Raw genomic sequence first — 6399 nt, 5'->3', positions numbered from 1 at the left:
GTACAATGGCTGCGGCAAGCAATAAGAGCGCGCCTGTCAGCTTAGAAAAAATTGCTGTTTTTCCCATTTGAAATAATCTGATTGTTTATTCATACTAGTATATTCATTCATTGACTGAATATAAAACATGACAAGAATACAGCTCAATTTTGTAGATTTTTTGAATTTATATTATTTGGATATGTTAGCTGATGTAGTGTGTGGTAGCAAGCTCTTTTTGTTAATTAATTCTTAGTAATTTATTTTAGTCTGGTTTCATTTCAATAATATTCTGATGCAATAAAAGAGCTAAAATAATTTGCTCATCTCAAATGAAAATATTTCCTTTGCAAATATTTCGTAATAGCAAATAAATAGAATGGAACCAATTTGTAAATTAAAAGATATATATAAAGCATTATACAACTTTGAAAAACGTTTTGCGGAAGCTAATGGTATCACTATCAACGAAGGAATGCTTCTTTGCTGCCTGAAAGACGGTAAGCCAAGGTCGGCGAATGAACTGTGTGACTTTGTAGGATTGTCTAATTCGCGTGTGTCACGTGTCATTACCACCGTGGAAGGCAAGGGGTATATAGTCCGTGAAATGGGAATTGCTGATAAACGCCAGATGATTTTCACTTTGACGGAATCAGGAAAACAGAAAACAAAGGAAATGCAGGTGCAGGGAATGGATTTCTCCGAACTTACAGCTTTGATCTCAAATTTGAATGAATAAAAATTTTAACCAATTAATTGCTAATAGCAAATATTTATATCATAAATTATGAAAGTACTTATAATCGGAGGGGTTGCCGGAGGGGCGACAGCGGCAGCGAGGCTCAGGCGTATGGATGAGGACGCGGAAATTATATTATTCGAGCGGGGTGAATATGTATCTTATGCCAATTGCGGGCTGCCATATTATATCGGCGGGACAATAAGCGAGCGTGACAGGTTGTTTGTGCAAACTGTGGATGGGTTTACCGGCCGGTTTAATATAGATATACGGATAAAGTCGGAAGTTACAGGTATCGATACCAAAAGCAAAACAGTTACAGTACATAATCTGGCTACAGGTGATAAATACACCGAGAGTTATGACAAACTGATTGTATCCACCGGGGCAGAACCGATAAAGCCGCCCTTGACAGGTCTTCATGACAGCCGGATATTTTCTTTGCGTAATGTGCCCGATATGGATAAGATAAAGGGTTATATAGATCAGCATAAGCCCAAAACCGCCGTTGTTATCGGTGGAGGCTTTATCGGTCTGGAAATGGTGGAAAACCTACAGGATGCCAGGATAAAGGTGTCTGTAGTCGAAAAAGGCAATCAGGTGATGGCGCCACTCGATTATGCAATGGCTGCTATCGTGCATCAGCACCTGAAGCAAAAAGGCGTATCGCTCTATCTCGAAGAAGGGGTGACAGGTTTTGAACCGGAAGGAGATAACCTGAAAGTCTTATTGGAAAAGGGAGTTGCGTTGGATGCCGGTATGGTTATCCTTAGTATTGGTGTCCGTCCTGAAACAAAGCTGGCAAAAGAGGCCGGTCTCGAACTCGGTTCGCTCGGCGGGATTAAGGTAAACGACTATATGCAGACGTCGGATAAGGATGTGTACGCGTTGGGGGATGCAGTAGAAGTGTTCAACCCCGTAATCGGTAAACATGCCCTTATTCCCCTTGCCGGTCCTGCCAATAAGCAGGCGCGTATAGTAGCGGATAATATTCTCGAAAATAATAAATATAAGTATGCGGGCACAATAGGTACATCCATAGCCAAGGTATTCGACCTTACAGTTGCCTCCACCGGGGCTTCGTCCAAATTGCTGGACAGGGAAAATATTCCTCATGTTACTTCCTATACACATGGTAGCTCGCATGCAGGTTATTATCCTGATGCTTTGCCTCTGTCCGTGAAAATCAATTTTTCACCTGTCGACGGAAAGTTATTAGGCGCTCAGGTTGTAGGCTTCGATGGTGTGGACAAGCGCATCGACCTGTTTGCGCAAGTAATAAAAAAAGGTGGTACTATATACGATTTGCAGGAAGTGGAACATGCTTATGCTCCACCTTATTCATCGGCAAAAGATCCTGTTAATATGGCAGGCTTTGTAGCGGATAATATTTTGAAGAAGAAAGTAAATATCATTCAGTGGGATGAACTGAAAAAGCAGGATAGACAGGATGTATTTATTATCGATACCCGTACTACGGAAGAACATCAGTTCGGACACATCGCCGGTTCGGTAAATATCCCTGTGGACGAAATGCGCAGCCGCCTGCCGGAAATACCGAAAGATAAGAAGATAATATTATACTGTGCTGTCGGACTGCGTGGATACATTGCTTATCGCATTTTGACGCAACACGGATATAATGACATTTTCAACCTGTCGGGAGGATATAAGACTTATTCCTGTGCCACAGAAGATTATTCAGCTTCAAACAAAGCTAATGCATCCGGTAAAGAAGAAAATACACCTGCAATACAACAATTCTCCAATATGAAAACGATCGCTATAGATGCCTGCGGACTGCAATGCCCCGGCCCGATAATGCAACTGAAAAAGAACTATGACCAAATAGATGCGGGTGACCGCCTCGAAATAAAAGTGACCGACCAGGCTTTCGGTGAAGACCTCAATGGATGGAGCCGCATGGTGGGTGCTAAAGTTCTCGGTATGGAGAATTCAGGAGGAGTGATTACTGCTGTTGTGGAGAAACAGCCCGTAGACGAAAAGTCTGAAAAGGCGGTTGCCCGCGGAGATAATAAAACGCTTATTGTTTTCAGCGATGATCTTGACCGTGCATTAGCCTCTTTTGTTATAGCCAACGGAGCGGCGGCTTCGGGTAAAAAAGTGAGTATATTTTTTACATTCTGGGGCCTGAATGTGATAAAGAAGCTGGAAAAACCTGCCGTAAAGAAAGACTTTATGGGTAAGATGTTCGGCCTTATGTTGCCGTCGAGCAGTAAAAAACTAAGCCTTTCAAAGATGAATATGGGCGGAATGGGCAGCAAAATGATGCGTATGATAATGAAGGATAAGCGCATCGACAGCCTCGAAAGCCTGATGCAACAGGCAAAAGACAATGGAGTGGAATTTATAGCCTGTTCCATGTCGATGGATGTAATGGGGATAAAGAAAGAGGAACTGATGGACGGTATTACCATCGGTGGTGTGGCCGCTTATCTCGACAGGGCTGAGAATGCTAATGTGAATCTGTTTATTTGATGGTTAGGGACTGCTAATTATCCTCCCGTAATTTTTTTAAATTATCTTTGACTATGAATAAATTAATAACCATATTGAAACGAAACTGGACATATCTCGCCGGAGCCGCTTCCGGAGCTGCCATCGGTTATCTGTACTGGTATTTTATCGGGTGCAGTAGCGGTACATGTCCTATTACGGCTTCGCCTGTAAACAGTATAATCTGGGGAGTAGTGATGGGCAGCTTATTGTTCAGCCTTTTCAAAAAAGAAACAAAGAATGAGCAAGATAGTGAATAAATGGAGTATGCTGCCTGTCTGTATTAAGGGCATGGTATTTGCAATGCTTATAATCTATATATTATCATCGTGTTGTGTTACAGGATACTGTTAGACCAGCACTGCGGATGATGAACAGACGACAGAAGCAACAAACGAAAAATAACAAAAGGAAGTTATGAAACATATTTTATTGATGCTGTTTATAGCCGGGCTGACATTCAGTTCCTGCAACGGGCAAACAAAAAATAATCAGACAAAAGAACCAACAAAAAAGGAGACTAAAATGAAAACAATACATTTGAATAAAATAGACTTTTTGAAAAAAGTAGCTAACTATGAAGCTAATCCGGGTGAATTCAAATATCTGGGCGATAAACCTGCACTGATAGATTTTTATGCTGACTGGTGTGGGCCATGTAAAGCCATTGCTCCCGTACTGGAAGAACTGGCTGCCGAATATGACGGCGAAATTTATATATATAAGATAAATACGGAGGAAGAACAGGAACTTGCCGCCTTGTTCGGAATCAGAAGTATCCCGAGCCTGTTGTTTGTACCTATGGGTGAGGAACAGCCTCAGATGGCACAGGGTGCATTGCCTAAACCTGCACTGAAAGAGGCTATAGATAAGGTGTTGTTGAAGAAGTGATTTAACACTTAGTAGAATTTAAACGACTTTTAGTCTGGGTAAAAAGCTGTCCCATTGATGAATGAGACGGCTTTTTGTTTTTGGGCGTTGTAATTATAATCGTTAAATATAATAATACAGTATTTTTACGTTATAATTAATACCTAAAATAACGTGAGATGAACCTTAAGGACAAACTGTTTTCCTGGAGCGATTGTTCGGCTCTGAGAAAAAATGAAACGATATTTTTCATATGGGTCATAACTGCAATTTTATATGCCTTTATAAAATTCTTTATGGGCAAGTACAACAATTATAAGATATTCAAAGGGGTATTCGGGCACACTATCGATAATATGCCCCTATATGCCCATTATCCCGGTGAATACTGCGATAACAACCACTATGGCATTTTATTCAGCGCGGTTATTGCTCCCTTTGCTGTTTTTCCTGATTTTCTAGGTGTTGCATTCTGGGTTGTAGCCAATACAGTCCTGTTATTTTATGCTATAGGGATGCTGCCTCTCAGATACAAGCAAAAGCTTCTCATATACTGGTTTTCTCTCTGCGAGTTAATGACTGCCCAAGCGATGCAGCAATTTAATATATCTATTGTTGCAATTATTATCCTCTCTTTTGTATTTATAGAGAAAAAAAGGGATTTTTGGGCGGCATTTTTCATTGTGGCAGGCACTCTTATCAAGATATATCCTATTGCCGGACTGGCTTTCTTCTTTTTTTCGGAACAGAAAGCTAAATTAATAGCATCGCTTGTATTCTGGACTATTGTCCTTTTCCTGTTGCCTGTCGTTTATACTTCCGGTCTGGATTATGTCGTTTCGCAATATTCGGCATGGTTCGCCGAATTGGGCAGCAAGTACGACCAGAATATGTTTTCCCCGTCTCAGAACGTATCTTTATTAGGAATCATCCGAAAAATATCGGGAGATGCTACATATAGTGATATGTGGATTATTCTGCCCGGGTTATTACTTTTCTCTCTCCCTTATTTCCGGACAGACCAATATAAATGCCTTTCTTTTCGGATGATGTTACTGGCAAATATTTTATTATTTATCGTCCTTTTTAGTACCGGGTCGGAAGCAAGCGGATATATTATTGCAATGACCGGGGTTTCGATCTGGTATATTTGCACTCCCTCGAAAAATAAAGAATATAAAAAATGGCTGTTGCTGACTACTCTTATTATCGTTGCCGTTTCTTCGACCGAACTGGTTCCGTCCTTTATCCGCGATAATTTCTTACGCGCATATGCGGTCAAAGCATGGCCATGCGTGCTTGTATGGCTCACAATCTGTTATGAAATGATTTTCCTTAATTTCGATAAGAAGACACAAAAAGAACTCCTTCTCCGGCGTGTACGGTAAAAAGACAGGATAAATAGGTAAATATGGGAATTTGCAGTCGTTAAGTATACGTTTTATTGCTGCAAGCTGTCCAGCAATGCATTGATGTTTGCGGTAAATAATCTTACGGCGATCGCCATAACTATAACCCCGAAGAATTTGCGCAGGACGTATACTCCGCCTATACCCAGTATCTTTTCCACTACATTTAGGTACCTGAGCACGAGGAATACGATTATCATATTCAGGAACAGGGCGATAATAATATTCGATACATCATATTCTGCGCGCATAGACAACAATACGGTAAATGTACCCGGTCCGGCTATTAAGGGAAAAACAATGGGAACAAGTGTCTTTGAGCCGCCGGGAGCATCATTTTTGAAAACTTCCACACCGAATATCATCTCTATAGATATGATGAAGATAACCAGTGCTCCGGCAACGGCAAAGGATGAAACATCGACATTGAATAATTTCAATACCCAGTTTCCGATAAACAGGAAAGCTGTCATTATGATAAATGAGTAGATAGCTGCCTGTGATGGGTTAACATCCCGTCCTTCTCCCTTGAAACTTAGAAATATAGGGATAGAGCCCGATACGTCGATTAAAACGAACAAGACAACAAATGCGCTTAAGATTTGCGTTAAACTGATATCGAATCCCATAATATTTACTTTTTTTAAGATAAAGCAAAGGTATATATTTTTGTTTCAAATACATGAGGTTTTATTCTTTTTGTAAAAGTTTATCTATGTAATAGTAAGCTATTAGCCTTTAGCTGTTAGCTTGTAGTTCTTTGAAGTATTGATTGGCCCCTCCAATCTCCCCTTGGAGCAGGGCTGTTAAGTTCTCTACTTTGTTCTGTTATTTTCTGCTGTCATCCTGAGTGGAACGAAGGATCCCGAACCTGAGAAACGAGAT

Annotated in this window: 6 protein-coding genes; 5 read left to right on the top strand and 1 reads right to left on the bottom strand. The window is 40.7% G+C overall.

Annotation, left to right across the window (positions count from 1 at the left end):
• Positions 1-358 precede the first annotated feature (358 nt).
• From B3317_RS06445 to B3317_RS06425, 5 genes are all read left to right on the top strand, one after another.
• The gene (locus B3317_RS06445; protein WP_291109787.1) at positions 359-718 is read left to right on the top strand and encodes a MarR family winged helix-turn-helix transcriptional regulator; all 360 of its coding nucleotides are present in this window, start codon (positions 359-361) and stop codon (positions 716-718) included.
• A 48-nt stretch (positions 719-766) separates the two neighbouring features.
• The gene (locus tag B3317_RS06440; protein WP_291109784.1) at positions 767-3217 is read left to right on the top strand and encodes an FAD-dependent oxidoreductase; all 2451 of its coding nucleotides are present in this window, start codon (positions 767-769) and stop codon (positions 3215-3217) included.
• 53 nt (positions 3218-3270) lie between these two features.
• Positions 3271-3495 carry a DUF6132 family protein gene (locus tag B3317_RS06435; protein WP_291109781.1) on the top strand — a complete coding sequence of 75 codons (225 nt, stop codon included), beginning with the start codon at positions 3271-3273 and terminating at the stop codon, positions 3493-3495.
• Between the two features lie 157 nt (positions 3496-3652).
• Positions 3653-4126, top strand: coding sequence for a thioredoxin (gene trxA, locus B3317_RS06430; RefSeq protein ID WP_291109779.1), 474 nt, complete (start codon positions 3653-3655; stop codon positions 4124-4126).
• Between the two features lie 158 nt (positions 4127-4284).
• The gene (locus B3317_RS06425; RefSeq protein ID WP_291109777.1) at positions 4285-5493 is read left to right on the top strand and encodes a glycosyltransferase family 87 protein; all 1209 of its coding nucleotides are present in this window, start codon (positions 4285-4287) and stop codon (positions 5491-5493) included.
• A gap of 53 nt (positions 5494-5546) precedes the next feature.
• Here B3317_RS06425 and B3317_RS06420 read toward each other — a convergent pair whose 3' ends face one another.
• Positions 5547-6143 (bottom strand): MarC family protein, encoded by a 597-nt coding sequence (locus B3317_RS06420; RefSeq protein WP_291109774.1) that lies wholly within the window; start codon positions 6141-6143, stop codon positions 5547-5549.
• Positions 6144-6399: the final 256 nt, after the last annotated feature.

The sequence above is a fragment of the Dysgonomonas sp. UBA7710 genome, from assembly GCF_002482385.1.
In the GTDB taxonomy this organism is placed as follows: Bacteria; Bacteroidota; Bacteroidia; order Bacteroidales; family Dysgonomonadaceae; genus Dysgonomonas.
The sequence above is the reverse complement of the archived record's forward strand: the minus strand, read 5'-3'. Positions and strand labels throughout refer to the sequence as shown.